The following is a 23,905-nucleotide window of genomic DNA, read 5'->3' as shown; positions in this document are numbered from 1 at the left end:
GGCGCGGCTAACCTCCCGCCAATTCCTGGTGAACGGCAGGCGGTCCAGGTGACATTAGGGTTGCAGGGTGGGGAAACTGCTTGCTGACATGACGCCGCTCAAGGAGAGCCCCGCATTCCGCCGGCTCTGGCTCGGCTCGGCGGTATCCGCCGTGGGCAGCCAACTCACCCTGGTGGCCGTAAGCCTCGAGGTGTACCGGCTCACCCAGGACAGCTTTTATGTTGGCCTGCTGGGCGTCTTTGCGCTGGTTCCGCTGGTGGTGGGCGGGCTCATGGGCGGTTCCATTGCGGACGCGCACGACCGCCGGCGCATCGCCCTGCTGGCCACTGCGGTGCTCTGGTTGACCACCGGCCTCATTGCCCTGCAGGCCTGGGTGCAGCTGGGCAGCGTGTGGATGCTGTACCTGCTGGTGGCACTGCAGAGCGGGGCGCAGGCCATCAACCAGCCGGCCCGCAGCGCCATCATTCCCATGCTCATCCGCAAGGAACTCCTGCCTGCCGCCAACGCCCTGAGCATGCTCTCCCTGGGCCTTGCCATGACCGCCGGGCCCCTGCTGGCCGGCCTCCTCGTCGCGTGGCTGGGCTTCGGCTGGACGTACACCATCGATTTCGTGAGCTTCGCGTTTGTGCTGTGGGCTGTGTACCGGTTGCCGCCCATGGCGCCCACCGGGGGCCAGCGCAAGGCGGGGATCCGCTCCGTGGTGGAGGGATTCCGGTTCCTTGGCACCCGGCCCAACCTCCGCATGACGTTCATCATCGACCTCATCGCCATGATCCTTGCCCAGCCGCGGGCGCTGCTGCCCGCCGTTGCCGCCGTGATGATCGGCGGCGGAGAGGCAACCGTGGGCATCCTGCTGGCATGCACCGCCGTCGGCGCCTTTCTTGCCGGGCTGTTCTCCGGCCCGCTGGGCAGCGTGCGCCGCCAGGGGACCGCCGTCGTGGTTTCCGTCATGGGCTGGGGCGCATCCATCGGGGCCTTCGGGCTGGTGGTTCTGCTGGCCGGCCGGGCGCCGGGCGGCGGCGCCACCCTGTGGTTGGTGCCGGCTGCCGTCTGCTGCGCCCTGGCCGGCATCGCGGACTCCATCAGCAGCGTCTTCCGCAACACCATTCTCCAGGCGGCCGCCCCGGACCACCTGCGCGGGCGGCTTCAAGGGGTCTTCATCGTGGTGGTGGCCGGCGGACCGCGGATCGGCGACCTGCTGGCCGGCGGCGCGACTAGGATTTTGAATGAGGGCTGGGTCCTGCTGCTCGGCGGTCTGTTGTGCATCGCGGGCGCCTGGCTGGCGGCTCAGCTGCGGCCGGGATTCCGCCGGTATGACGCCCGGAACCCGGTACCTTAGCGGACCGTTCCCTTAGTGAGGAGGAAACGTGCACAATCATCACAACGGCTTGAAGACTGCGGCCCTGTTTGGCGTCCTGTGGGCGGTGCTGCTGGGTCTCGGCGGCCTGATCGGGGTGGGAACGCGCAGCTCGGCCCCCATCTGGATCATGGCCCTGATCGGCGTCGGCACCACCTTCTACGGGTACTGGAACAGCGACAAGATCGCCATCCGGTCCATGCAGGCTTTTCCGGTCACCGAAGCGCAGGCCCCGCAGCTTTACCAGATTGTCCGGGAGCTCTCGGCCCGCGCCAACCAGCCCATGCCGCGCATCTACGTCTCGCCCACCATGAACCCCAACGCGTTCGCCACCGGACGCAACCCGCGCAACGCGGCCGTCTGCTGCACCGAGGGCATCCTTCAGCTCCTGGATGCCCGCGAGCTCCGGGGTGTGCTGGGGCACGAACTCATGCACGTGTACAACCGCGACATCCTCACCTCCTCGGTGGCTGCCGCCGTCGCCGGCGTCATCACCTCGGTGGGGCAGATGCTCCTGATCTTCGGCGGGGGAGACCGGCGGAACGCCAACCCGCTGGCCATGATCGCCATGGCTTTGCTGGCGCCCTTCGCGGCGTCACTGATCCAGATGGCCATCTCCCGAACCAGGGAATACGACGCCGACGAGGACGGTTCGCAGCTGACCGGCGATCCGTTGGCGCTTGCCTCAGCCCTGGCCAAGATTGAGCGCGGCGTCAGCATTGCTCCGCTGCCGCAGGACCAGCGCCTGGTCAACGCCTCGCACCTGATGATCGCCAACCCGTTCCGTGGGGGCGCCATGAACAAGCTGTTCGCCACCCACCCGCCCATGCGGGACCGGATCGCCCGGCTCGAGCGGATGGCCGGCCGTCAGCTGTAGCCGCTCCCTGCACGCATGTGCGCGCAGGGAACGCCTGCGGCGGCAGCCTAGCTGCGGAAGTTCACGAACTGCAGATCGGCTTCCTCGAAGTCCTTCAGGAGTGCCATGGTGGCCTGGAGATCATCACGGGACTTGGAGGAGACGCGCAGCTCATCGCCCTGGATCTGCGACTTGACCGACTTGGGGGCTTCGTCGCGGATCAGCTTGTTGATCTTTTTGGCCAGGTCCTGGGCGATGCCCTCCTTGATGGAGGCTTCCAGGCGGAATTCCTTGCCGGAGGCGTAGGGCTCGCCGGTGTCCAGCGACTTCAGTGAGATGCCCCGGCGGATCAGCTTGGACTGCAGCACGTCCAGGACGGCCAGCACGCGTTCCTCCGAATTGGCCTTCATGAGGATCTTCTCGCCGCTGAAGTCCACCTCCGCGCCGACGCCCTTGAAGTCGTAGCGCTGCGTGAGTTCCTTCTGGGCCTGGTTGAGGGCGTTGGCCACTTCCTGCTTGTCCACTTTGCTTACGACGTCGAACGTTGACTCGCCTGCCATGACTCTCCTTTTGCTGATGGGAGCCCTGCGCGTAACAGGGCCGGGATCACTGGCATCAAGCCTAATACGGATGCCCCACCCGGGGGTGGCGATGAATTCACAGTTCCCTCACAGCGGACGCACCGCGGGAACGAAGACGCCCTGGCGAGAGTTGGAGCAGTCGTAAATGCTCGAAGGGAACATCATGCACCGCAAAGCCGCCCGTTACGTCACCCGGACCACCTCAGCAGCAGCCGGGGCGGTGGCAACGGCAGCAACCTCGGTGGCCGCTGCGGCGGTGGCGGCCTCGATCGTTTTGAGCCCGGTGGCGGACGCGTCCTCGCGGATGGACGGCGTGCGGGCCGACCTCCAGCGGGCGGTGCAGTTGAACCAGATCACCGCAGAGCAGGCGCTCAGTTTCGAAGCCAAGCTCGCAGGGCGCATCCTGGGTGAAGCCTGACCGGGGGGCGTCTTTTCCCGTCATTTCAGGGGATTATGGGTGCTGCAGGGCCCGATTCGATTCTTCGCCGGAAGTTCTGTAAAGTTGTCTTGCCCGCGGTTACTGGAAGCGGAACGGACCGGAAACGGACGCTCCGACCACTGCATCGGCGGGTACTTCTTTTGAAGTTCGGCAGATTACCCGAGCGGCCAAAGGGGGCTGACTGTAAATCAGCTGGCAACGCCTACGGGGGTTCGAATCCCTCATCTGCCACCCTTGGAAAAGCCTCCGGAACCTTCAGGTTCCGGAGGCTTTTTCGTGTCTCCGGGCAGGTCCGGAGGACGCCCGGAAGCGGCGCCGGACCGTCGTCGACACCACGCAACGGCCGGGCCGCCAATGAAGGACGCCGAACTCACCCTCCGGCGAAGCGTCATGGCCTTGTCCGCGGATCCTGCCGGTTAAGGTTCGGACCCGCGGACAAGCTTCTGAAATCCCGGTTCAGCGCCGTGGTTTACGTGCAGTCAGTTCAACGCGATCAGGAGCATCGTGCTGGTGCCCGGGATGCAGGTTTGCAGGATGGCCCGCGGGAACCCGCCGAAGACAGCAATCACGTCGTTGGTGGTTCCGGGGTTGGGGACGGTGCCGCGGCCGGTCACGGTGTAGGTGCCGTAGCCGGGGATGCTGACGGTCTCACCCACCCCTATTCCGGAGAACCGCGCCCAGCCGCCGCAGAAGTCGTGCTCTGTGATGAACAGCGAGTACCCGTCGTTCGGGGTGAAGTGGATGGGGCCGATGCATGCGTCCACCATTGACTGGCCGCCCGATCCTGCCACGTAGATGGTGCGTACGGCGGGTGCTGCCGGTGCCGGCGCAGGTGCGGGAGCCGCCGCGGGGGCGGGGGCCGGGGCTGCTGCCGGGGCGGGCGCGGCGGCTGGAGCCGGAGCCGGGGCGGCCACCGCTATGGCGGGGCCGGTCAGCAGCAGCGTCTGGCCCGGGTAGATGATGCTGTATGCGCCCAGGCCGTTGGCGGCGAGCATGGCGTTCATGTCCACTCCGTGGCTGGCAGCAATCCCGCCCACCGTGTCGCCAGAGACCACGGTGTAGACGTTGGGGTCACCCGCCGGTTCGGGAGCTGGAGCCGGAGCTGGAGCCGGTGCGGGAGCGGGTGCTGGAGCCGGTTCGGGGGCTGCTGCCGGTGCCGGGGCTGCGTCCGCAGCTGGCGCGGCCACAGGCGCGGCCGCAGCGGAGGGCGCATCGGGGGCATTTTGTCCGGAGGCCTCTGCTGCCCCGCTGGATTCAACGGCGGGAGCCGACGACGGAACGGCGGCCGCCGCCACCTGGACCGCCGCCGCAGGTGTGCCTCCGCTGAGGGACGCGGGTGGGGCAGCCATGGCGCCGATGCCCATTGCGGCGACTACGGCCGCCGTGGCCATGCCGGCCCATAACTTGTTGCTGATGACCGGACGTCCGGTGGTGAGGTCCGGCCGGGGTTCGTCGGTGACAAAGCTCCTGCTGGTGCCGTCGGAAGGGGGGAGAGGCTGGTTCATGGGTGGGCCCATCTGGGTTCGGTCCCGCCAGGACATGCGGTGCATGCCCCCGGTCAAGGACGGATCGCGATGCCATTGCACCGCCGGCCCCGGCAGGTGCCGGAGCCGCGGGCGGTGCAAGATGGAGGCATCCGCATACCCAGAAAATGCGGAGCTCCGCGTGATGGCAGGAACGTCCGGAAGCAACCCGGTGCACCTGCCGGTGCGTGGTGGTCCTAGGAATCCCGAGTCTAGGAATCCGGCCACCGCGCGGGCACCAGTAGGAATTACCCGAGTTTTCGGCACCGGTACTCGTCCCCGGCAGCGCCCCTACTCAGGCCCGGAGCGTGCGGTACTTGCCGCTACAGCGCCCGGCGGTCCCGCAGTTCCGCGATTTCCCGGCGCAGCAGGGCGATCTCAGCCACCAGTTCCGCCACTTCCACCCGCATGGGCTCTTCAACGGCTTCGGCAACCGATTCCGCTGTGTCCTCCACCCGCTGGACCAGCCACGATGCGATGGACGCGGTCACCACGCCCAGCACGGCGATCCCGCTCATCATCAGCGCCGTTGCCACCAGCCGGCCAATGGGCGTGACGGGATACATGTCCCCGTAGCCCACCGTGGTGATGGTGGACGTGGCCCACCACAGGGCGTCGCCGAACGTGAGGATCTTGGCGTTCGGCGCCCACTGTTCCACGTCCAGGACTGCCAGCGCGCCCACGAACACAAGCAGCGCGGCGGAACCGGCCACATAGGTGGCCACCCGGCCGCGCAGCGTCTCGCCCACGGTGCGGTGCAAAACGGACAACAGCGTCACCAGCCGCAGCAGGCGCAAGGGCCGGAAGAAGGGCAGCGCCACGATGACCAGCTCGTGGAGGTTGCGGATGAACCACTGCCGGCGGTTCTCCGCCAGCCACAGGTTCGCCGCATAGTCCAGCACGAACACGCACCACGTCACCCACATGACCATTTCCAGCCAGTCCGCGCCGCTGCCCTCGAGCCGTCCGATGACCTGCCACGCGTAGGCTGCCAGGAACACCAGTGCCGTTGCCATCAGAGGCCACTCCGCCAGGTCGCGGTAGCGTTGCTGCGTCATGCAGGAAATCCTACGGCGACGCCCCCATCAACAGCAGGTGCCCAGCATGTTACCCGCGGGTAGCATTGGGGCATGCACCTGCTCCTGAGAACCTTGCTCCTGCTGTTCCGTTCCGCCCGGCGCGCGCCCCTGTCCGTGTGGGAGTCCTCGTCGCTGCCGCTTCGGGTACTGCCCACGGACATCGACATCGCCATGCACGTCAACAACGGCATGTACCTCTCCCTCATGGACCTTGGCCGGTTCGACCTCATGGTGCGCAGCGGCGTCTGGAAGCGGATGCGCCGCCGCGGCTGGAGCCCGGTGGTTTCCGCCGAAACCATCGCCTTCCGCAAGTCGCTGCAACTTTGGCAGGAGTACACCATCGAGACCCGCGTCATCGGGCTGGACACCAAGGCGATCTTCTTTGAGCAGCGCATGGTGGCCGACGGCGAGATTTACGCACGTGCCTACATCGCCACCCGGCTGGTCACCAAGGGAAGCCCGGTCAGCCAGGAAGACATCATCGCGGAGTTTGGTGCCCCGCCGGCGGACCTGGTGCTGCCCGAATGGATCCACGAATGGCGCGCCACCAGCGCCCTCCCCGGCAGCCGCACCCCCGCCCCGCACCTGTGGGATGCCCACAGCTGAACCGTTGGTCGTCGTCGTACGCCGGGTATTCCCGATGACGCGGGGAGCGAACACCCGCGACACGGACAGCCCAGGGCGCGTAGCGTAGTCGCATGGCTACCCTTGACATCACAGGTGAACAGTTCGCATCCACGATCGAAGGCAACGATATTGTCCTGGTCGATTTCTGGGCAGAATGGTGCGGCCCCTGCAAGCAGTTCGGTCCCACGTACGCCACCGTGTCCGAGAAGCATCCGGATGTCCTCTTCACCAAGGTGGACACCGAAGCCGAACAGCAGCTCGCGGCGGAGGCAGGCATCACCTCCATCCCCACATTGATGGCCTTCCGCGAAAAGGTGCTGGTGTTCTCGCAGCCCGGCGCACTGAACGCCCAGCAGCTGGAGCAGGTGGTTGACGCTGTTAAGGCCCTGGACATGGATGAGGTCCACGCCCATGTGGCCCGCCAGCGGGAGGAAGCAGCTGCCGCGGCCGGCAAGCCCGCCGGCGCCCAGAACGGTCCCCAGGACGGCACCCAGATTCCCGACTTCTAAGTCGCTGTTAGACGCAGAAATGCGGGACCTCCCTCCGGAGGTCCCGCATTTCTGCGTCTAACGGTTGTGCTAGACGCGTTCCACCTTGACCGGTTCGGCCAGCAGTGCGCTCAGCGATTCGTTCAGGTCCTGCACCGCGGTGCCCTTGGAATGCTTGTCCAGCTCCTCCTGGGACGCCCACTGCTCCGTCAGCACCAGCTTTTCCTCCGTTGCCTCGGTCAGCTCGTAGCGGATGCAGCCCGGTTCATTCACCACCTCGTCGATGGCGATTTCCAGGGCCAGTTTGACGCGGAAGAACTCGCCGTCGTTGGGGATGAACGTTGCTATCAGGTCAATGGGTGCACTCATGGTTTTCACAATACCGGGCGCCGCCGGCCCGTCTCCCAGAGTTGCGCCCGCGTCCGGCCCCGCCTTCCTTCTCCTGCCGGGATCCTGTTGGTAGCGTTCCAGCATGCGTGCTTATACAGCCGGGGACACTGACGTCCCGCTCCTGGAAGAAACCATTGGCGCGAATTTCGAGCGCGTGGCCGCGCACTTTCCGCTCCATGACGCACTGATCGAGGCTGCACCCGTGCCCGGCGCCGACGCGCGGCGCTGGAGCTACACCAAGATGAACGACGACGTCGACCGGCTGGCCAGGGCGCTCCTCGCCCTGGGGGTCGCCAAGGGGGAGCGGGTGGGCATCTGGAGCCCCAACTGCGCCGAGTGGACGCTCCTGCAGTACGCCACCGCCAAGGCCGGCGTGATCCTGGTGAACGTCAACCCCGCCTACCGCAGCCACGAACTCGAATTCGTCGTCAAGCAGAACGGCATGCGCATGCTGGTCACCGCGCCGTCAGACGCCAACAGCGACTACGTCGGCATGGCCCGCCAGGCCCTGGCCGCGTGCCCGGACCTGAAGGAACTCGTCTTCCTGCCGGACCATGGCCTGGACGGCCTGGCGGCCGGCAGCCCCGAAGGCGGCGCGGAACTCACGTACGCTGAACTGCTCAAGCGGGCGGACGACGTCGGGCACGCTGCCCTGAAGGCCCGGATGGCTGAGCTCAGCCCGCATGATCCCATCAACCTGCAATACACCTCCGGTACCACGGGATTCCCCAAAGGCGCCACGCTGACCCACCACAACATCCTCAACAACGGCTACGCGATCGGCGAGTTGCTGGGGTACACCGAGCACGACCGGGTGGTCATCCCCGTGCCGTTCTATCACTGCTTCGGCATGGTGATCGGCAACCTGAACGCGCTCAGCCACGGGGCCGCCACCATCATCCCCGGGCGCGGTTTCTCGCCTGCCGCCGCACTCGAGGCCGTGCAGGACTTTGCCGGCACGTCGCTGTACGGGGTGCCCACCATGTTCATCGCCGAGCTGGCACTCCCGGACTTCGGCTCCTATGACCTTTCGACGCTCCGGACCGGGGTGGTGGCCGGCTCGCTGTGCCCCATCGAGGTGATGAACCGGGTGATTTCCGAGATGAACATGGTGGATGTGGCCATCTGCTACGGCATGACCGAAACGTCCCCGGTGTCCACCATGACGCGCAAGGGCGACACGCTGCACCAGCGCACCGAGACCGTGGGCCGCACCATGCCGCAACTTGAAAGCAAGATCGTGGATCCTGCCACCGGTGAAGACCTTGAACGCGGGCAGATCGGAGAACTCTGCACCCGCGGTTACGCCGTCATGGCTGGATACTGGAACCAGCCGGACAAGACCGCCGAGGCCATCGACGCGGAAGGTTGGATGCACACCGGCGACCTGGCCCGCATGGACGACGACGGCTATGTGGTGGTGGAAGGCCGGATCAAGGACATGGTGATCCGCGGGGGCGAGAATATCTACCCGCGCGAGATTGAGGAGTTCCTGTATTCCCACCCGTCCATCCAGGACGTCCAGGTCATCGGGGTCCCGGATCCGAAATATGGCGAGGAACTGATGGCCTGCATCATCCTCAAACCCGGAGCGGAGCCACTGGACGCGGCGGCAGTGGCTGAGTTCTGCCGCGGCCGGCTGGCGCACTTCAAGATTCCCCGCTACGTGGAGGTCCGGGAGAACTTCCCCATGACGGTTTCCGGGAAGATCCGCAAAGTCCAGATGCGGGAGGAAGCGGTGGCGCGGCTGGGGCTCTGACTAGCCGGGCTGCTGCACCAGGTCGAATCGGACTTCGCCCTCGCAGATCGAGGTGATCCGGACGGTGTAGCCGTCAAAGGTGGCTTCCTGCCCGAGTGCCAATCCTGGAAAGTCCTTCGATGCCGGGCTGCTGACCTCGAACAAGGCTATCGACAGGTCCGCCGTCGGCGGGTCATTCTTCAGGTGTGTGCTGGACAGTCGCACGAGCGGTGTGGCATCCGGGCCCCGCGGGGAGTCCGGCAGAAGCGGAAAAGAGCCATTTGCAGACGGGATGATCCGGTAAGTTCCAGCGTGGGTGCAGCTTGCCGTTGACGTCATGGTTGGCTCCTTTGAGGCTTGGGATGAGTGCGGTTGGGACGGCTCCGCGGAGGTGGAGCAGCCGCTCAGAGTGAGTGCCAGAGGCAAAACCGTGCAGGCGAGAACGCGGCTGCGAAGCCGCAGGGCGGGACGCGGCATCAGCCCGCCACCGTGGCATCGCTGAAGAGCCTGCTGAATTCGTCCTGCGAGATCTGCATGCGCGGCTCGGAAGGGCCCCATGGATTTTGAAGGACGATGTTCCCCCGCTCGTCAACTCCGGTCACGAAATAGGCGTGGCCGGCATGGTATCCGTTGGGCGCCTCCTCCGGCGTTTCACCCAGTGTTGTGACCAAGGCCGGGCGTCCCCTGCGGGCCGCTTCCCACAGCTTCCCGGCGTCATCGGTGCGTTCCACGTCCGGTCCCGCCAAATACTGGAATGCGTCGGGACCCCAGTTGCCTTCAATGGCGCGGTAGTTCCCTGGCGGGTACGCCTGGTCCGGGGGCGCCCCTTCCGCTGTCCCGTCGTTTCTGTCGTCCTCGGTGTAAACCTGGGCCAGCGCTTTCTCAACATAGGCAGGCCAGTTGCCGCCAAACCCTGCTTTGGCTCCCATCTGTGCGCCATTGCTGTTTGCCGGCAGGTCCGAGGTGACGGTCACCCACTGCTCCTCTCCGTTCTTGTCGAACAGCAGGACGGAAACCGTGCCGTTGCCGTTATCCGTTACGTGCTCGCGGGCCCAGCCCGGATCGGCATTGACCATGGCCCCGGCGGCGGCCAAAACCACGCAGTCCCCGTACTGCCCCTGCCTGATGTCGCCAGTGCCCGGGCGTTGTCCGATCACCGGCCACTTGGGTTCCATCCACCGGTCCGTGCTGCTGGCCTCAGGGCCATCAGGCCTCGCTGCATCTCCCATGGCCTGCCCGTCCGGCTGGGCCCACGGGATGAGGTCCTTCAGGCGCCCCACCTGCTCTGCTGACGCCTTGGACAGGAACTGGTCCAGCAGTTGCTGACGTTCGAAAGGCGTGGTTCCCTCCCAGTTGAACAGTCCCTTGCCGTCGGCCGCCGCGCCGCTGCCCAGGCTTCGGAGCTCATCATCGGTTAACGACTCCAGCAACTGGTTCAGCTGGGCAGGTTTGAGCCCGGTCAAGGCGTCACGGAGCTTGTTGACGTCCGAATCGTTGCCCACAAAGAAGTTGTCGCCCGACGCAGCGTCCCTGACCAGGCCCCGGAGCCTGTCCAGTTCGGGCGCCGAAAGGTTCGCTTCGCCGCGGTCGGGGTGGCGCACCACGGAATGCTCCCCGCCGGTCAGGTAATCGGACGTCGCATCCCCGGCGGCCGTGCCGGGAGGGCCCCCGGCCGAACTGGTCCGGCCTGCCGCGCCACCGGCGCCGCTGGCGCGTTCCTGCTCGTCCGCGTGCCGTGCGGCTGCCTTCCCTGCGTCCGCAAGGGCCTCAATGACGCGGCCCAGCAGGAGGCTGTGCGTGCCATTCCAGTCGTTCCGGAACCCCTCGGCGTCGGCCCCTTTCCAGGTGCCTGGCTCGCCCACGTTCCTCGACAGCGCCGTGGCAGTGGACATCAAGCGCGCGGAGGAGGCGGTAAGGGCCTTCCCCAGGGCGCGAAGTTGGGCGACGTCCGCCCCGTAAATGCCTGCCATTATTCCCCCAATATCCAGGCGCAAGCTTACGCGAGGCGCCCCGCCGGAGGCATGGGGAGAACTGCCCGCTAGCTACTGCGGCCGGTTGGGCGGCGGGACAGCCGTAGCGCCACAACGGCGACGGCGCCCGCCGCCAGTGCGACCAAGGCCAGGACCGCTGCCCCGTTCCTTCCGGCCTGGGTGGCCTGCCGCGTCCCGCCGCCGGTCACCTCGTTGGCGGGAATCTGCCACTCCGACGGTGCCGGAAGGATTCCCTGCGGCAGTTGGGTCTCGCGCAGTTTCCGTCGGGCGGCCAGCCGCTCCCGCACCGCCTCATCGGGGGCAGCCTCCAGATCGTCGGCGGCGATGGCAGTTGGGTAGTCGATGATGTAGGGCTCACCGTAAAACGCAGAGGACGCCGCCGACTCCACCCAGGTGAACGGTGGTGGGGCAACGTCCCGCGCTGCGAACGCGGTCAGCAGCATCTCCCGGATTTCGTCAAGGCTCTTGCCCGTGGCCCCGCGGCGAATCACGTCGAAGATGGCCAGTTGCAGCTTCAGTTTGGCCTCCCCGTCAGGATCGTGCGCCTCCGGGTCCACCACCGCGGGGTCTTGCCCGGTTGGATCCACGTCCAGGGGTTCTCCGCCGGCGTGGTTGGTGCGTCCTGGATCGGAGCTCATGGGGTTCCTCTCACTCGTGGTCCGGCCGTGCCTGGCCGGACGCCACACCCTAGCCTTACCCATCCCGGTCCGGATCAAGCACCGGTTGACCTGCCGCGGAGGGTTTCAGTGCCGGCGGTGGTCCTGGATAGTCATGCGCGGGCCAAAAGTGGGCTTGCGGTAACCGGTGCTCTGGATCATCCGCACCACCCGCTGCCGGTGCCCGCGCCAGGGTTCCAGCAGTTGGATCATGCCGGCGTCGTCGGTCCTGCGCCCCGTGAGCGCGGCCCCGATGTAGGCCGCCAGGTGGTAGTCGCCCACGGCGATGGAGTCCGGGCAGCCGTGGGTGCGCTGCACCACCTCGGCGGCGGTCCAGACTCCAATCCCGGGAATCACCTGCATTTTTTCTGCGGCTTCCGCGGCCGGCGACGCTGCCAGCCGCTCCAGGGCGGCGGCGGAGCGCAGCGCCCGCATGACGGTGGCGGAACGCTGGGGACCCACGCCGGCCTTGTGCCACTCCCAACTGGGGACCTGCAGCCATTGGGCCGCTGTTGGCGCCACGATGAGTCCTGCCGGAGTGGAGGCCCCCGCGCTCGGGGCCGGCGTCCCGTAGCGGTGGACCAGGTACCGGTAGGCGCGCCGGGCCTCCACCACCGTCACCTTTTGTTCCAGGATGATGGGCACCAACTGGTCCACCATGCGGCCGCTCGCGGGCAGGCGCAGCGCCTGGCTGCGCCGGCGTGCCTCCCGGACCATGCGGGGCAGCGTGGCATGGAAGGCGGGTTCGTCGAAATCCCGCCAGTCGTCGTCGGCCCCCAACAGCCGGGGTGCTGCCTGGACCGCGGCCGCAGCACCCGGGCCCCATGCCTGGACGTCCACCCAGGGGCCGCCCGCTCCGCCGCCCGCGGGGGACAGCCGCAGGGTGGCCGGGCCGGTGGGGGACGTAAAGGCATTCCAGATCACGTCGCCCTGGACGCAGAAAGACGGATCGCTGTTGCCCCGCAGCAGCGGTCCAAGGGTCCGGGACAAGCTGTAGGGCGCCTCCGGATACCAGCGCAGGGACACGTCCGCGGCGGCCGCCAGCCGGGGAGGTGCGTCTGCGATCGTCATGTCTTCCATGGTCCCACGGCCCACCGACACCGGCGGGACCATCGGCCCTTCTCCGCGTCGCAGCCCGGGACTAGGATCACTGCTGGCGCACGGGCAGCGGCTGCCCATAAGCCGTGCCGTCGAGAACCAGGAGGCCATGGTGGGCGGAGCAGTGCATTTTGAGATTCCCGCGGACGACCCTGAGCGGGCAATGAAGTTCTACCAGGAAGCCCTGGGGTGGCGGATGGAACCGGTGCCGGGGATGGACTACACCATGGTCATCACCACGGACATGGATGCGGCCACCGGGCAGCCAACCACGCCCGGGGCGATCAACGGCGGAATGATGGCCAGGGAAGGACGGATCACCGCTCCCGTCATCACCGTGGATGTTCCGGACATCAACGCCACACTGAAGACGGTGGAGGAGTTGGGCGGTGCAGTGGTCATGCCCAGGAACGAGATCCCCGGCATGGGCTACACGGCATACTTCCAGGATTCCGAGGGCAACGTGATGGGGCTCTGGCAGAACCTCGCGCCGCAGGCCACCGGGACCCCGGACGGCGCCTGAGCACCCTGGAAAGACGAGCCGTCAGGGCATCCCGGAAACCAGCCACAGCGCCAGCACGGCCAGCGGCACCGTCAGCAGGACTGCCACCAGCCCGGCCACCGCAAACCCGCCCCACCTGACAGGGACGTTCAGTACCCGCAGGCGCTCATGCCACAGCAGCGTGGCCAGCGAAGCCCAGGGGCTCACCAGCGGGCCCAGGTTCACGCCGATGAGCAGGGCGGCCAGCCTGGCCGGAGACCCGGCCACCGGCTCCAGGGCCAGGTAGGCGGGAAGGTTGTTCGCGGCGTTGGCCGCCCCCGCGCCCAGCCCGGCCAGTTGCAGGAGTGCCGGCAGTCCGTCGCCCGATCCGGCGATGCCTGCCAGCAGCGTGGTCAGCCCGTGTGCGTGCAGCGTTTCCATCAGCATGAACAGGCCCACTGTCAGCATCAGCGGCCGCCACGGGACCATGGACCACCGCAGGGCCGAGGGCCTGCGGCGCAGGAAGACCGCCAGCAGGACCGCCGCCGCGGCAAGGGCGGGGTACTGGACCGGGACGCCTGAGACCAGGGCCGGGAGCAGGACCAGGAGCGTCACGGCGGCGGCCTTCAACAGGGTGCGGTCACGGACGGGATGCGTTGGCTGCGGCCCGTAGGTTCCGCGCAGCTCCCGCCGGAACGCCAACCAGAGCAGGACGAGGGGGACCAGCAGTCCCACGACGGCGGGCGCCCAGACCAGTCCCGCGAAGCGCCAGGGGCTCAGGCCAAGCCGGTCCTGGGCCAGGAGGTTGGTCAGGTTGGAGACGGGCAGCAGGAGTGAGGCCGTATTCGCCAGCCAGATGCTGGTCAGTGCGAACGGCAGGGGAGGGATCCGGGCGTGGACAGCCAGGAGGACAACCACGGGTGTCACCAGCACGGCGGTGGTGTCCAGGGACAGGAACACCGTGGCCACCGTGGCCACGGCCACCACCAACAGCCACAGGGTGAAAACGCGGCCCCTGCCCAGCGCCGCCAACCGGTCCGTCACCACGCGGAAAAGTCCTGCCTCGTCCACCAGTTCGGTCACCAGGGACATGGCCAGCACGAAAGCCAGGATGGGAATGGTGCGTCCGGCCAGTTCGCCGAAGTCCGGGACGGGGAGGGCGCCGACGGCGAGGGTGGCCAGGCCTGCCGCCAGGGTTGCGCCGGGCAGCAGGTAGCTGCGGGTGGCTTTCAGCCATGCGAACTGCATCACCGGGCTATCCTCGCATCCCGGGCGGGGAACGGCCTGCAGGAAGCGGTAGCTTTGTATCTATGAAGTACGCCCAGTCCATCCTGGACCTCATCGGCAATACGCCGCTCATCAAACTCAACCACGTGACCGAGGGCATCAAAGCCACCATTTTGGTCAAACTGGAGTACCTGAACCCCGGCGGTTCCATCAAAGACCGCATCGCGGCGCAGATGATCGAGGATGCCGAACGCGAAGGCAAGCTGAAGCCGGGCGGCACCATCGTGGAGCCGACGTCCGGCAACACCGGCGTGGGCCTGGCCCTGGTGGCGCAGCAAAAGGGCTACAAGTGCATCTTCGTGGTCCCGGACAAGGTGGGCGAGGACAAGCGGGCCGTGCTGCAGGCCTACGGCGCCGAAGTGGTGGTGACGCCCACGTCGGTCCCGCCGGAGAGCCCGCAAAGCTACTACGGCGTCTCGGACCGGATCACCCGGGAGACACCCGGTGCCTACAAGCCGGACCAGTTCTCCAACCCCGCCGCTCCGGGCAGCCACTACAAGACCACCGGCCCTGAGATTTGGCGTGATACCGACGGCAGGATCACGCACTGCGTCATCGGCGCCGGCACCGGCGGCACCATCACCGGGACCGGCCGCTATTTGAAGGAAGTTTCGGCTGACCGGCCGGAGTCCGACGGCGGCGTGGTCCGGATCATCGGCGCCGACCCCGAGGGCTCGGTCTACTCGGGCGGCACCGGGCGGCCCTACTTCGTCGAGGGCGTGGGCGAGGACATGTGGCCCGGCAACTACGACAAGTCCATCCCCGACGACGTGATCGCCGTCAGCGACGCCGACTCCTTCGCCATGACCCGGCGCCTGGCGCGGGAGGAAGGCCTGCTGGTGGGCGGTTCCTCCGGCATGGCGGTGGTGGCAGCGCTCAAGGCGGCGCGGGACCTGCCCGAAAGTGCCGTCGTCGTGGTCATCCTGCCCGACTCGGGCCGCGGATACCTGGCGAAGATCTTCAACGACCAGTGGATGCGCTCCTACGGCTTCCTCTCCGGGGGCGAGGAAACGTCGGTGGGTGAGGTCATCAAGTCCAAGACCGGCGAACTTCCGGACCTGGTACACATCCACCCCAACGAATCCGTGCGGGACGTCATCAACATCATGACCGAGTTCGGCGTCAGCCACATCCCGGTCCTCTCGCAGGAACCGCCCGTGGTCATGGGTGAGGTCCTGGGTGCCGTGGACGAACGAACGCTGACCGCCAAGCTGTTCCGCGGCGAAGCGAAGCTGACGGACAAGATTTCCGAACACATGGGCCCCAAGCTGCCCGTGATCGGGTCGCTGGAAACCATCTCCGCCGCCAGGGAGCTGCTCTCGGACACGGATACCCTGATGGTCACGTTTGTGGGCGCGCCCGTGGGAATCCTCACCCGGCACGACCTGCTGGCCTACCTGAGCAACTAAAGGAGCACCCATGACTGCCTCTGAGAACCAAGGCTTCAACACCCGGGCCGTCCACGCCGGCCAGGCTTTCGAGCCCCGTACCGGCGCCGTGGTCCCCCCGTTGCACTTCAGTTCCACCTACGCCCAGGACGGCATCGGCGGCCTGCGCAGCGGTTACGAGTACGGCCGCGGCGGCAACCCCACCCGGGACGCGCTGCAGGAACAGCTTGCCGCCCTGGAACTCGGGACGCACGCCTACAGCTTCAGCTCCGGCCTGGCTGCGGAGGACGCCCTTATCCGTGCCCTCACCCGCCCGGGCGACCACATCGTGCTCGGCAACGACGCGTACGGCGGCACCTACCGGCTGATCAGCCGGGTGCTGGGCGATTGGGGGATCGGCAACACCCCGGTGGACATGGCCAACCTGGACACCGTCCGCAGCGCCGTCGCTGCCAACAAGACGCGCTTCGTGTGGGTGGAGACCCCCTCCAACCCGCTGATGAAGATCACGGACATCGCCGCGCTCGCGGATATCGCCCACGCCGCCGGCGCCCTGCTGGTGGTGGACAACACCTTCGCCTCGCCCTACCTGCAGAACCCGCTGGCCCTCGGTGCCGACGTGGTGGTCCACTCCACCACCAAGTACATTGGCGGACACTCGGATGTGGTGGGCGGCGCCGTGGTGGTCAAGGACGCGGAGCTGGCGGAGAAGATCGGTTTCGTGCAGTTCGCGGTGGGTGCGGTGTCCGGGCCGATGGACGCCTTCCTGACCACCCGGGGGCTGAAGACGCTTGGCGTGCGCATGGACCGGCACAGCGAGAACGGCCAGGCGGTGGCCGAGTGGCTGCTGGAGCGTCCCGAAGTGGAGGCTGTGCTGTACCCGGGCCTGCCGACGCACCCCGGCCACGAACTCGCCAGGACGCAGATGCGCAAGTTCGGCGGCATGGTGTCCGTGCAGTTCAAGGGCGGTGAAGCCGCGGCCCGGAAGGTGGCGGAGTCCACCACCGTGTTCACCCTGGCCGAATCGCTCGGCGGCATCGAATCGCTCATGAACTACCCGTCAGAGATGACCCACGCCTCGGTGAAAGGTACCGAGCTGGCAGTTCCGGTCAACCTGCTGCGCCTGTCCTGCGGCATCGAGGACGTCGAGGACCTCATCGCCGACCTCGACCAGGCCTTTTCCGCAATACCGTAGCGGCGGCAGGGGAACCCTGGCTTTCTTGAAGAAAGTCAGCTAGGGTTCCCGTATGCCCCTCCGATCAGACTGGTCCCAACGCACCTGCAGCATGGCCCGCGGCCTGGACATCCTGGGCGACCCCTGGTCCGTCCTGGTCCTGCGCGAGGTCTTCTTCGGGAACGGCCGGTTCGACCCCATGAAGGCCCGCCTCGAAGTGGCCGACTCGGTCCTCACCAAGCGGCTCGCGGGTCTGGTTGAGTCCGGGCTGCTGGAGAAGAAGCCGTACGACGACGGCGGCCGTACCCGCCAGGAATACGTGCTCACCGCCATGGGTGAAGACGCACTCCCGGTCCTGAACGCGGTCACCATCTGGGCGGAGAAGCACCTGCCCGCGCCCTCGGAGCAGGCCCACCTGTACGTCATCCATTCGGGCTGCGGGAAACCCACCACCTCGGCCGACACCTGCACGAGGTGCGGGGAACGGCTCACCGCCGCGAACACCAGCTGGCACAGCCGGTCACGGTCCGAGCAGCCCATCCGGTTGTCCACCGCAGCCCGGGAGGGAACGGCCGCGTGAGCACCCTGCCCGAGGAAGCAGCCGAATTACCCGCCGAAGCCGCCGCCGGGCCGGACACGGTCCGGCGCCGCCGGCTGCACCCGGCATGGATCGTCGCCGCCGTGGCGTTCCTTGCGCTGGTCGGGGCGGCTGGATTCCGGGCGGCCCCCGGGGTGCTCATGGTCCCGCTCCAGCAGGAGTTCGGCTGGTCCACCACGGTCCTGTCGGCTGCGGTCAGCATCAACCTTGTCCTGTTCGGCCTGACCGCACCGTTCGCCGCCGCCTTGATGGAACGGTTCGGCATCCGCGCCATCACGGCAACAGCCCTGGTCCTGATCGGCCTCGGCAGCGCCTTGACGGTGCTGGTGAACCAGTCCTGGCAGATCCTGCTGACCTGGGGCCTGCTGATCGGCCTCGGCACCGGTTCCATGGCCTTGGTCTTCGCGGCCACCATCGCCAACACCTGGTTCACCAAAAACCGGGGGCTGGTCATCGGCATCCTGACCGCCGGCAGCGCCGCCGGCCAGCTCGTCTTCCTGCCGTTCATCGCCCTCCTGGCACAGGACCCCGGCTGGCGGCAGGCATCCCTGCTGATCGCCGCGGGCGCCCTCGCCGTGGTCCCGCTGGTGCTGAAGTTCCTCAAAAACTCGCCCGCCGACGTCGGGGTGTTGCCGTACGGCGCCCTGCCCCCGGTGCCCGCGGACACCGTGATGCCGGACGGAGCCAAAGTCCCCGCAGCCGCGGACGGGCCCCGCGCCAACGCCGCCGTCCGCGCCCTCCAGGTCCTCCGCCGGGCCATCAAAGTCCGGACGTTCTGGGCGCTGGCGGCAGGTTTCGCCATCTGCGGAGCCACCACCAACGGGCTGATCGGCACCCACTTCATCCCCTCCGCGCACGACCACGGCATGCCCGAAACCACGGCCGCAGGACTGCTCGCCGTCGTCGGGATCTTCGACATCATCGGCACCATCGCCTCCGGCTGGCTGACCGACAGGTTCAATCCCCGCGTCCTGCTGGCCGTCTACTACCAGTTCCGAGGCATCGGCCTGCTGGTGCTGCCATTGCTGCTGAACGCCGAGGTCCAGCCCAGCATGATCGTCTTCGTGGTGATCTACGGCCTGGACTGGGTAGCCACCGTTCCCCCCACGGCCGCCATCTGCCGCGAAACGTTTGGTGCCGACGGCAGCGTGGTCTTCGGCTGGGTGTTCGCGGCCCACCAGCTCGGCGCCGCCGCGGCGGCCATCGCCGCCGGAGCCCTGCGCGATGCCACCGGGCACTACACCTACGCCTGGCTGGGTGCGGCGGCCATGTGCACCATCGCTGCGGTCATCAGCGCCACCATCCGCCGGGACCGGAGTTCGCGGGCAGCGGAGCCGGCTGCGGCCTGAACCAGCGCCCCACAAGGCGGCGCTAGGCTGGTCGGATGGAATCAGACGCACCCGCAGCTGCCCGCCCCGTTGCCCTGGTCACCGGCGCCGGGCGCACCGGGAACATCGGTGCCGGCATCACCCGGCAGCTGGCCGCCGATGGCTGGGACCTCGTCCTCTCGTACTGGGCGGGCTATGACGCCCGGATGCCGTGGGGGAGTGAGCCGGACGATGTCCTCCGCCTTACCGCCGAGCTCGAAGCCATCGGCGCCACGGTCCACGCCGTACCCGCAGACCTGCAGGACCCCGGTGTGCCGGACAGGCTGGTGGCCGAGGCCGTGGAGCTGGCCGGTCCGCTGCGGGGCCTCGTGCTCAGCCATGCCGAATCGGTGGATTCGGGGGTGCTGGACACCAGCGTGGAGTCCTTCGACCGGCACTTCGCGGTGAACACGCGCGCCAGCTGGCAGCTGATCGCCGCGTTCGCCCGCCAGGCCCCGGACGACGGCGGCGCGATCGTGGCACTGACCAGCGACCACACCGCGTTCAACCTTCCCTACGGCGCCTCCAAGGGTGCCCTGGACCGGATCGTCATTGCCGCCGCACGCGAGCTGGGTCCACAGCGCATCTCGGCGAACGTCCTGAACCCGGGGCCCATCGATACGGGATGGATGACTCCCGACCTAAAGGAAGCGCTCACCTCCCAGCAGCCCACCGGCCGCCTCGGCACCCCTGCAGACGTCGCCGGAACGGTGGCGTTCCTGCTCTCGCCCGCCGGGCGCTGGGTCTCCGGGCAGCTGATCAAGGCCGACGGCGGCTTCTCCGCCTGAGCTCCCTGCGGCCCCGTTCGCCCCGCGCCCTCCCAACTGGCTCGCACTAGATGTCGTTTTGGACCGCCAAAACGACAACAACTCGGACCTGGTTGGGAAGAAGGGTCAGTGGAAGGCGCCCAACCCGGTGATATGCCTGCCCAGGATCAGGGTGTGGACCTCGTCGGTGCCTTCGTAGGTCCGGACCGACTCGAGGTTCGCGGCGTGCCGGAGCGGTGAGTAGTCGCCGGTAATGCCGTTGCCACCCAGGATGGTCCGGGCTTCGCGCGCCACGGCGATGGCTTCGCGGACGTTGTTCAGCTTGGCCAGCGAAACCTGCTCCGGCCGGAGGGCCCCGGCGTCCTTCAGGCGGCCCAGGTGCAGCGCCAGGAGAGTGCCTTTCTGGATCTCCAGCAGCATGTTCACCAGCTTCTCCTGCGTGAGCTGGTACCCGGCCAGCGGTTTGCCGAACTGCAGGCGGTCCAGCGAATAGGCCAGCGCGGCCTCGTAGGAGTCACGGGCCGCGCCCATGGCGCCCCACGCAATGCCGTACCGGGCCTCGTTCAGGCAGGTGAACGGGCCACGCAGCCCGCGGGCCGCAGGCAACAGCGCCTCCGGGCCCAGCCGGACGTCGTCGAACACCACGTCGCACTGGATGGACGCGCGGATGGAGAGCTTCTGCCGGATGGGCGTTGCCGTCACGCCGGGGGTTCCCGCCGGCACCAGGAAACCGTGCACGCCGTCGTCCGTCATGGCCCAGACCACCATCACCCCGGCCACCGAGGCCAGGCCGATCCACCGCTTGGCGCCGTTCAGCACCCACCCGGCGTCATCCCCGCTGCCGTCCCGCTCGGCGAAGGTGGCCATGGCGGCAGGATCTGAACCAGCGCTGGGTTCGGTCAGGGCGAAGCAGCCGATCACCTCGCCGGCGGCCATCCGCGGCAGCCACTCCTGCTTCTGCTCCTCCGAGCCCCAGGTGTGGATGGCGGTCATGGCCAGCGAACCCTGGACGGACACGAACGTGCGGATTCCGGAGTCGCCCGCTTCCAGTTCCATGGCCGCGAGTCCGTATTCGACGGCGGTCCGGCCCGGGCAGCCATAGCCTTCCAGGTGCATCCCCAGGACGCCCAGCTCGCCGAGTTCGGTGGCCAGCTCCAGCGGGAACACCGCGTCCTCGTACCAGCGGGCGATATCCGGTTTGATCCGTTGGCGGGTGTAGTCCCGGATGTGCTCGCGGAGCTCCAGCTCGTCTGCTGACAGCAGGGAGTCGAGGTCCAGGACATCGGACGGGCCGGCGCTCAACGCTTCACCTCGAAGTAGCCGCGGGTGGCCGGCAGGAACCTGCACACGGCTGCCAGGACCACGCCCAGCGCCAGCAGCGCCACGCCGCTGACAAAGGCACCGCCGACGCCGAGGATCCGGGTATTCCCGTACGCCGGGTCCCACATCTGCACGGCGGAGACGAAGAACGCAGCAGTCAGCAGCACCGCCCCGAGGAGGGGAAGGATGCCGCGGAACCAGAGGTTCCGTGCTGAGTCCCGCAAGGTGGTCCGGAAGTACCAGAAGCAGGCGTACCCGGTGAGGGCGTAGTAGAACGCGATGAACAGGCTGATGGCGCTGATGGAGTCAGCCAGCAGGTTCTCGCTCAGGAAGCTCATGGCCACGTAGTAGGCAGCAGCCGCCCCGCCCATCACCTGGGTGGAGAAACCGGGCGTCTGGTTCCGCTCGTGGACCTCCGCGAATTTCGCCGGAAGGGCCCCGTGGACACCCATGGACAGGGTGCCGCGGGCCGTTGGCAGGATGGTGGTCTGGGTGGAGGACAGGACGGAAGCCAGGACCGCGACGACGATCAGCCAGCCCCAGGGTCCCAGGACCACGTCCTTCATGGCGAGGAAGACATCGTCCTTGTTTGCCTCGTTGCCCAGGCCGATGCCCTCGGAGCCCACGGTGGCGTACATCATCACCAGCAGTGCCACCGAAACGTAGATCGCCATCAGGACGAACGCCGAGATCACGGCCCCGCGGCCGGGCGTACTGGCGGGGTTCTCGGTCTCCTCGTTCACGGCAAGGCAGGTGTCCCAGCCCCAGTAGATGAACAGGGCAAGGAGGGTTCCATGCACCACGGCTCCGGGATCGGCGAAGGCTCCCGCCGGGTTGAACCACTCGAAGTCGAAGGCCTGGCCCTCCGGGGCGCCGCCCACGATCCGCGCCACCAGGGCAAGGGCGAAGACGCCCAGGGCGATGTACTGGACATAGGTCAGCACCCGCTGGACGTGCTCACCCAACCGGATACCGCGGTAGTTCACCAGGGTCATCAGGACGATGAACAGCAGGCCCGTGGCGGTGACCACCACCTTGTTCTGCGCAAGCGATCCGTCACCCACCAGCAGCCACACATACTGGCCGGCCACCTGGGCAAGGTTGGCCAGGACCACGATCCCGGCCAGTGCCACTCCCCAGCCGCCCAACCAGCCCGCCCACGGGCCGAAAGCCTGGCGGGACCAGGTGAAAGTGGTGCCGCAGTCCGGGATTGCACTGTTGAGCTCGCGGAAGGCGTAGGCGATGAACAGGACCGGGACGAATCCCAACAGCAGGATCAGGGGAGTGTAGTTGCCGTTCACGGCAACGATCAGGCCCAAGGTGGCGGCCAGCGAGTACACCGGGGCAGTGGAGGCCAGCCCCAGCATTACCGAGTCGCCGAGGTCCAGGATCCCGGCCCGCAATCCCTTGCCCGGCACCGGGGCGCCGGGCCCGCTGCCGGGGCCTCCCGTCGTCGTGATATCCGTGCTCATGCTGTCTCCGGGTTCATAGGACGATACCTGCCTTGCTGGAGTTGGCCACGGCCGAAAGCGGTGCCGGTGCGTCGATGGTGTTGGGCACGAAGCGGCAGAAGTAGTCCGTGACCGGCCCGTCGGATTCCCGGATGCCGCAGCCCACGGATTCGCCGTCCACCACCCAAAGGCCCAGCACGGGACGGTTGCCGTCGAAGTCGGGAAGGGCATGGTACTGCTGGTAGCACCAGCCCTCGCGGCCGTAACCGCCGGGCTGTTCCACGGTGAGGCCGTCCGCGTGGATCCGGATGTTATCGCCTTCGCGGCCGTGCAGGGGCTTGGCCACCCATTCCTTCAGCGGCCCCGGGTCCGTGAGGTACGCGGGCAGCAGGTTGGGGTGGTCCGGGTAGAGGTGCCACAAGGCGGCCAGCAGGGCTTTGTTGGAGAGCAGCATTTTCCAGGCCGGCTCAACCCATCGCGGATTATGGGCACGTTCCAGGAGGCGGGGACCGAACTCTTCCTTCATCATCAGCTCCCACGGGTACAGCTTGAAGATGGTGCTGATCATGAAGTTGTCCAGGTCCACGAACCGGTTCAGGTTGGGGTCCCAGCCGATATCCGACATGTTGATCCCGATGGTGGTCCATCCCGCCTGGCTGGCGACGTCGCGCATGTACGCGGCGGTCATCCAGTCCTCGCCGGATTCCTCCACCTCGGAGTGGGCCACGTGGAGGGTGCTCATGCCGGTGCGGTACTGGAACTTCTTCCACTGCCGGATCAGGGCCTCGTGGATGCCGTTCCACTGGTCCTTCTCCGGGAACACGTCCTGCAGCCAGAACCACTGCGCCACGGAGGCCTCGATGAGTCCGGTGGGGGTGTCGGCGTTGTATTCGAGCATCTTGGCCGGGCCGCCCCGGCCGTCGTAGATGAAGTCGAACCGGCCGTAGACGTCCACGTCGGCGGCCTGCAGGGATTCAGCCGCCAGCTCCAAGGCCTGGGGGCCGATGCCGATGCTCCCCATGGCCCCGGTGGCCAGGAACTTCGCCGCCTCCAGGCACATCCGGTGCATGTCCTCGGCCGCGACCTCAAGAGTCTCCACCTCGTCCATGCTGAACTCGTAATACGCCGATTCGTTCCAGTACTCGATCCGGCGTCCGTCGTCCATGGTGGTGGTGGAGAAGACCAGGCCCTGCTCTTCGATCTTCTGCTTCCAGCCGGGCCGTGGTTGGGATGTCAGTCTCTTCACCGC

Annotated in this window: 24 protein-coding genes and 1 tRNA gene; 13 read left to right on the top strand and 12 right to left on the bottom strand. The window is 67.5% G+C overall.

All coding sequences use genetic code 11. The annotated features are described in order from the left end of the window. Positions 1-67 precede the first annotated feature (67 nt). Both QRM96_RS08530 and htpX read left to right on the top strand, forming a co-directional pair. The gene (locus tag QRM96_RS08530) at positions 68-1,339 is read left to right on the top strand and encodes an MFS transporter (RefSeq protein ID WP_285319212.1); all 1,272 of its coding nucleotides are present in this window, start codon (positions 68-70) and stop codon (positions 1,337-1,339) included. A 28-nt stretch (positions 1,340-1,367) separates the two neighbouring features. Then, on the top strand, positions 1,368-2,234 hold the full coding sequence (gene htpX / locus QRM96_RS08525) for a zinc metalloprotease HtpX (RefSeq protein ID WP_285319210.1): 867 nt from the start codon (positions 1,368-1,370) through the stop codon (positions 2,232-2,234). A 47-nt stretch (positions 2,235-2,281) separates the two neighbouring features. Here htpX and QRM96_RS08520 read toward each other — a convergent pair whose 3' ends face one another. Then, positions 2,282-2,773, bottom strand: a complete 492-nt coding sequence (locus QRM96_RS08520) for a YajQ family cyclic di-GMP-binding protein (protein ID WP_018760541.1) — start codon at positions 2,771-2,773, stop codon at positions 2,282-2,284. A 184-nt stretch (positions 2,774-2,957) separates the two neighbouring features. Between QRM96_RS08520 and QRM96_RS08515 the strand changes: the two genes are divergently transcribed. Both QRM96_RS08515 and QRM96_RS08510 read left to right on the top strand, forming a co-directional pair. Then, the gene (locus tag QRM96_RS08515; protein ID WP_026264315.1) at positions 2,958-3,212 is read left to right on the top strand and encodes a hypothetical protein; all 255 of its coding nucleotides are present in this window, start codon (positions 2,958-2,960) and stop codon (positions 3,210-3,212) included. 170 nt (positions 3,213-3,382) lie between these two features. After that, positions 3,383-3,464 (top strand) — tRNA-Tyr (locus tag QRM96_RS08510). A 248-nt stretch (positions 3,465-3,712) separates the two neighbouring features. Here QRM96_RS08510 and QRM96_RS08505 read toward each other — a convergent pair. Together QRM96_RS08505 and QRM96_RS08500 are read right to left on the bottom strand one after the other, a co-directional pair. Then, positions 3,713-4,738 carry a LysM peptidoglycan-binding domain-containing protein gene (locus tag QRM96_RS08505; protein ID WP_285319209.1) on the bottom strand — a complete coding sequence of 342 codons (1,026 nt, stop codon included), beginning with the start codon at positions 4,736-4,738 and terminating at the stop codon, positions 3,713-3,715. A gap of 341 nt (positions 4,739-5,079) precedes the next feature. Then, a complete protein-coding gene (locus QRM96_RS08500) occupies positions 5,080-5,814 on the bottom strand; it encodes a potassium channel family protein (protein WP_285319208.1) in 735 nt (244 codons plus the stop codon). Between the two features lie 72 nt (positions 5,815-5,886). On the opposite strand from QRM96_RS08500, the gene QRM96_RS08495 reads away from it, so the two are divergent. Next, positions 5,887-6,441 (top strand): acyl-CoA thioesterase, encoded by a 555-nt coding sequence (locus QRM96_RS08495; protein WP_285319207.1) that lies wholly within the window; start codon positions 5,887-5,889, stop codon positions 6,439-6,441. Between the two features lie 92 nt (positions 6,442-6,533). Further along, on the top strand, positions 6,534-6,971 hold the full coding sequence (locus tag QRM96_RS08490; RefSeq protein WP_285319206.1) for a thioredoxin family protein: 438 nt from the start codon (positions 6,534-6,536) through the stop codon (positions 6,969-6,971). Positions 6,972-7,040: 69 nt separating this feature from the next. Here QRM96_RS08490 and QRM96_RS08485 read toward each other — a convergent pair whose 3' ends face one another. After that, complete coding sequence (locus tag QRM96_RS08485) at positions 7,041-7,319, bottom strand: putative quinol monooxygenase (protein WP_018760535.1); 279 nt, start codon at positions 7,317-7,319, stop codon at positions 7,041-7,043. A gap of 103 nt (positions 7,320-7,422) precedes the next feature. Here QRM96_RS08485 and QRM96_RS08480 point away from each other — a divergent pair, with 103 nt between their 5' ends. Beyond that, on the top strand, positions 7,423-9,099 hold the full coding sequence (locus QRM96_RS08480) for an AMP-binding protein (RefSeq protein WP_285319204.1): 1,677 nt from the start codon (positions 7,423-7,425) through the stop codon (positions 9,097-9,099). Here QRM96_RS08480 and QRM96_RS08475 read toward each other — a convergent pair whose 3' ends face one another. The 4 genes from QRM96_RS08475 to QRM96_RS08460 form a co-directional block, all read right to left on the bottom strand. Further along, a complete protein-coding gene (locus QRM96_RS08475; RefSeq protein WP_109044319.1) occupies positions 9,100-9,417 on the bottom strand; it encodes a hypothetical protein in 318 nt (105 codons plus the stop codon). Positions 9,418-9,554: 137 nt separating this feature from the next. Further along, entirely contained in the window at positions 9,555-11,048 is a 1,494-nt protein-coding gene (locus QRM96_RS08470; protein ID WP_109044320.1) for a calpain family cysteine peptidase, read from the bottom strand. 68 nt (positions 11,049-11,116) lie between these two features. Next, the gene (locus tag QRM96_RS08465; protein WP_285319201.1) at positions 11,117-11,707 is read right to left on the bottom strand and encodes a hypothetical protein; all 591 of its coding nucleotides are present in this window, start codon (positions 11,705-11,707) and stop codon (positions 11,117-11,119) included. 105 nt (positions 11,708-11,812) lie between these two features. Further along, positions 11,813-12,796: a DNA-3-methyladenine glycosylase family protein gene (locus tag QRM96_RS08460; RefSeq protein WP_285319199.1), complete on the bottom strand. Its 984-nt coding sequence runs from the start codon at positions 12,794-12,796 to the stop codon at positions 11,813-11,815. Positions 12,797-12,932: 136 nt separating this feature from the next. On the opposite strand from QRM96_RS08460, the gene QRM96_RS08455 reads away from it, so the two are divergent. Then, positions 12,933-13,346 (top strand): VOC family protein, encoded by a 414-nt coding sequence (locus QRM96_RS08455; protein WP_018760529.1) that lies wholly within the window; start codon positions 12,933-12,935, stop codon positions 13,344-13,346. A 21-nt stretch (positions 13,347-13,367) separates the two neighbouring features. On the opposite strand, the gene QRM96_RS08450 is transcribed toward QRM96_RS08455, so the two are convergent. Continuing rightward, positions 13,368-14,552 carry an ArsB/NhaD family transporter gene (locus QRM96_RS08450; RefSeq protein ID WP_285319605.1) on the bottom strand — a complete coding sequence of 395 codons (1,185 nt, stop codon included), beginning with the start codon at positions 14,550-14,552 and terminating at the stop codon, positions 13,368-13,370. Positions 14,553-14,614: 62 nt separating this feature from the next. Between QRM96_RS08450 and QRM96_RS08445 the strand changes: the two genes are divergently transcribed. Genes QRM96_RS08445 through QRM96_RS08425 form a run of 5 tightly spaced genes read left to right on the top strand, consistent with a single transcriptional unit; the run spans position 14,615 to position 19,906 of the window. Then, a complete protein-coding gene (locus tag QRM96_RS08445; protein WP_018760527.1) occupies positions 14,615-16,000 on the top strand; it encodes a cystathionine beta-synthase in 1,386 nt (461 codons plus the stop codon). Between the two features lie 10 nt (positions 16,001-16,010). Then, positions 16,011-17,174, top strand: coding sequence for a cystathionine gamma-synthase (locus tag QRM96_RS08440; protein ID WP_018760526.1), 1,164 nt, complete (start codon positions 16,011-16,013; stop codon positions 17,172-17,174). A gap of 52 nt (positions 17,175-17,226) precedes the next feature. Beyond that, entirely contained in the window at positions 17,227-17,733 is a 507-nt protein-coding gene (locus QRM96_RS08435) for a winged helix-turn-helix transcriptional regulator (RefSeq protein ID WP_026264312.1), read from the top strand. 5 nt (positions 17,734-17,738) lie between these two features. After that, positions 17,739-19,100: an MFS transporter gene (locus QRM96_RS08430; RefSeq protein ID WP_285319603.1), complete on the top strand. Its 1,362-nt coding sequence runs from the start codon at positions 17,739-17,741 to the stop codon at positions 19,098-19,100. Positions 19,101-19,135: 35 nt separating this feature from the next. Then, complete coding sequence (locus QRM96_RS08425; protein ID WP_018760523.1) at positions 19,136-19,906, top strand: SDR family oxidoreductase; 771 nt, start codon at positions 19,136-19,138, stop codon at positions 19,904-19,906. A 105-nt stretch (positions 19,907-20,011) separates the two neighbouring features. Here the strand turns inward: QRM96_RS08425 and QRM96_RS08420 are convergent, their stop codons facing one another. From QRM96_RS08420 to QRM96_RS08410, 3 genes are read right to left on the bottom strand one after another with little or no spacing between them, the layout of a single operon-like run. After that, entirely contained in the window at positions 20,012-21,187 is a 1,176-nt protein-coding gene (locus QRM96_RS08420) for an acyl-CoA dehydrogenase family protein (RefSeq protein WP_285319196.1), read from the bottom strand. Further along, a complete protein-coding gene (locus tag QRM96_RS08415; RefSeq protein WP_285319195.1) occupies positions 21,184-22,677 on the bottom strand; it encodes an APC family permease in 1,494 nt (497 codons plus the stop codon). The genes QRM96_RS08420 and QRM96_RS08415 overlap by 4 nt, the downstream gene beginning before the upstream one ends. A 13-nt stretch (positions 22,678-22,690) precedes the next feature. Next, a complete protein-coding gene (locus tag QRM96_RS08410; RefSeq protein WP_109044328.1) occupies positions 22,691-23,902 on the bottom strand; it encodes a glutathionylspermidine synthase family protein in 1,212 nt (403 codons plus the stop codon). Positions 23,903-23,905 lie beyond the last annotated feature (3 nt).

The sequence above is a fragment of the Pseudarthrobacter sp. lyk4-40-TYG-27 genome (assembly GCF_030209295.1).
GTDB lineage: Bacteria > Actinomycetota > Actinomycetes > Actinomycetales > Micrococcaceae > Arthrobacter.
This window is presented reverse-complemented; position numbering and strand designations above follow the sequence as displayed.

Bases quoted from the DNA above. Each gene is read 5' to 3' on its own strand.
- QRM96_RS08415 (WP_285319195.1), bottom strand. From the start codon at position 22,677: ATGAGCACGGATATCACGACGACGGGAGGCCCCGGCAGCGGGCCCGGC.
- QRM96_RS08500 (WP_285319208.1), bottom strand. From the start codon at position 5,814: ATGACGCAGCAACGCTACCGCGACCTGGCGGAGTGGCCTCTGATGGCA.
- QRM96_RS08450 (WP_285319605.1), bottom strand. From the start codon at position 14,552: ATGCAGTTCGCATGGCTGAAAGCCACCCGCAGCTACCTGCTGCCCGGC.
- QRM96_RS08440 (WP_018760526.1), top strand. From the start codon at position 16,011: ATGACTGCCTCTGAGAACCAAGGCTTCAACACCCGGGCCGTCCACGCC.
- QRM96_RS08425 (WP_018760523.1), top strand. From the start codon at position 19,136: ATGGAATCAGACGCACCCGCAGCTGCCCGCCCCGTTGCCCTGGTCACC.
- QRM96_RS08495 (WP_285319207.1), top strand. From the start codon at position 5,887: ATGCACCTGCTCCTGAGAACCTTGCTCCTGCTGTTCCGTTCCGCCCGG.
- QRM96_RS08470 (WP_109044320.1), bottom strand. From the start codon at position 11,048: ATGGCAGGCATTTACGGGGCGGACGTCGCCCAACTTCGCGCCCTGGGG.
- QRM96_RS08445 (WP_018760527.1), top strand. From the start codon at position 14,615: ATGAAGTACGCCCAGTCCATCCTGGACCTCATCGGCAATACGCCGCTC.
- QRM96_RS08480 (WP_285319204.1), top strand. From the start codon at position 7,423: ATGCGTGCTTATACAGCCGGGGACACTGACGTCCCGCTCCTGGAAGAA.
- QRM96_RS08435 (WP_026264312.1), top strand. From the start codon at position 17,227: ATGCCCCTCCGATCAGACTGGTCCCAACGCACCTGCAGCATGGCCCGC.
- QRM96_RS08460 (WP_285319199.1), bottom strand. From the start codon at position 12,796: ATGACGATCGCAGACGCACCTCCCCGGCTGGCGGCCGCCGCGGACGTG.
- QRM96_RS08455 (WP_018760529.1), top strand. From the start codon at position 12,933: ATGGTGGGCGGAGCAGTGCATTTTGAGATTCCCGCGGACGACCCTGAG.
- QRM96_RS08505 (WP_285319209.1), bottom strand. From the start codon at position 4,738: ATGAACCAGCCTCTCCCCCCTTCCGACGGCACCAGCAGGAGCTTTGTC.
- QRM96_RS08490 (WP_285319206.1), top strand. From the start codon at position 6,534: ATGGCTACCCTTGACATCACAGGTGAACAGTTCGCATCCACGATCGAA.
- QRM96_RS08515 (WP_026264315.1), top strand. From the start codon at position 2,958: ATGCACCGCAAAGCCGCCCGTTACGTCACCCGGACCACCTCAGCAGCA.
- QRM96_RS08485 (WP_018760535.1), bottom strand. From the start codon at position 7,319: ATGAGTGCACCCATTGACCTGATAGCAACGTTCATCCCCAACGACGGC.
- QRM96_RS08520 (WP_018760541.1), bottom strand. From the start codon at position 2,773: ATGGCAGGCGAGTCAACGTTCGACGTCGTAAGCAAAGTGGACAAGCAG.
- QRM96_RS08465 (WP_285319201.1), bottom strand. From the start codon at position 11,707: ATGAGCTCCGATCCAGGACGCACCAACCACGCCGGCGGAGAACCCCTG.
- QRM96_RS08475 (WP_109044319.1), bottom strand. From the start codon at position 9,417: ATGACGTCAACGGCAAGCTGCACCCACGCTGGAACTTACCGGATCATC.